A 1,408-nucleotide genomic window follows, 5' to 3' on the forward strand; every position below is an offset into this window, starting at 1 on the left:
TACTCCAACGTCACTTGGCCTGTCTGCGCTGGTAGTGGGATCGGCGGGCTCGGGCTTGGGATGTTCGCCGCCAGATCGACCGGTGCAGGATGTGCTCTGGTGGGAGCGCCACGGCGAGGACGAGGGCGTTGAGGAGTCGGCGGATCTCGGCGATGGTCAGCGCGATGATCTCCGGGTCGGCGTGGGGTCGCTGCGTGGTGGCGGCGAGGATGGTCAGGACGGCCAGGGCGAGCATGGCCAGGGTGATGAAGCGGTGCCAGCCGGTCCAGCCGCGGACTTGGTAGTGGTCCAGACCGACCTGGCCTTTGCCGGTCTGGAACAGCTCTTCGATGCTCCATCGGGAGCCGGCGACGGTGACGAGGGTGTGCAGCGGCATCGGGCGGGGTGACCAGCACAGGTAGAAGGCCAGCTCGCCGGTGGTGCGGTTGCGGCGGATCAGCAGCCACCGGTGCTCACCTGGCTGGGTGGCGGTGGTGATCCAGGCCCACAGGTACTCGCGTGGTCCTTTCGCTCCTGGGCCGCAGCTGTGCAGCTGCCACTCGGCGGTGGGGATCCGGGCGGCGACCTCGTCGACGCGTACGAGGGTGCGGCCGTCGTTGACGTGCACGCGTCGGTCGCATCCGACGGCCAGGACGTAGCCGATCCCGCGGTGTTCGAGGTCGGCGCGTAGACCGGGGTCCGCGCCGTAGACCTCGTCGCCGGTCACCCACCCCGCCGGAACGCCGGCGTCCAGCGCGGCGGCGATCATCTGCCGGGCCAGGGCCGGCTTCGTCGCGAACCCGATGTCGTCCGGGATGCCGGCGGCGGCGAGGCGGTCGGGTTGGTCGCACCAGGTCGTCTCGGGCAGGTAGAGCCTGCGGTCGATCAGCGCCCGGCCAGCGGGTGTCACGTAGGCCAGGAACACCCCGACCTGGCTGTTCTCGATCCGGCCGGCGGTGCCGGTGTACTGCCGCTGCACCCCGACTGAGCACAGGCCCTTCTTCAGGAAGCCGGTCTCGTCGGTGACCAGGACAGCGTCGGGGCGGCCGAGCCGCTCGATCAGCCAGGAACGCACGTCATCGCGGACGGCGTTGGCGTCCCACGCCGCTGTGCGCAGCAGCCGCTGCATCGCCTGCGGATCGGCGTGACCCGCCCGTTTGGCGAGGGACCAGCAGGTCTTGCGTTCCACGCCCGACAGCAGTCCTTCCACGAACTGCCCGGCGGTCCGGCGTGGCTCCGCCCGCACGAACCGGTCAGCGACACGGGCCGCCGCCTCGTCGAGGATGACCCGCCACCCGCCGGGGTTTAGGCTGTGGCCCACGGCCATCGCGCGATCTTCAGTTGTCCTCACAAACCATCGATGATCAACGCGGTGGCCGTCTTCATGCCCGCGCCACGCCCAACGCCGAAGCCAAGTGACGTTGGAGTA

At 70.0% G+C, this 1,408-nt stretch carries 1 protein-coding gene; it reads right to left on the reverse strand.

The genetic code is table 11. The features are described from left to right. Positions 1-10: 10 nt before the first annotated feature. The gene (locus ACTMS9_RS30630; protein ID WP_441166632.1) at positions 11-1,306 is read right to left on the reverse strand and encodes an IS701 family transposase; all 1,296 of its coding nucleotides are present in this window, start codon (positions 1,304-1,306) and stop codon (positions 11-13) included. Positions 1,307-1,408 lie beyond the last annotated feature (102 nt).

Origin of the sequence: Micromonospora sp. L31, assembly GCF_052068075.1 — a bacterium.
Taxonomy (GTDB): Bacteria; Actinomycetota; Actinomycetes; order Mycobacteriales; family Micromonosporaceae; genus Micromonospora; species Micromonospora purpureochromogenes.

What these genes read in the sequence shown, in the direction of transcription:
- ACTMS9_RS30630 (WP_441166632.1), bottom strand. Translation starts at nt 1,306, where the DNA reads ATGGCCGTGGGCCACAGCCTAAACCCCGGCGGGTGGCGGGTCATCCTC.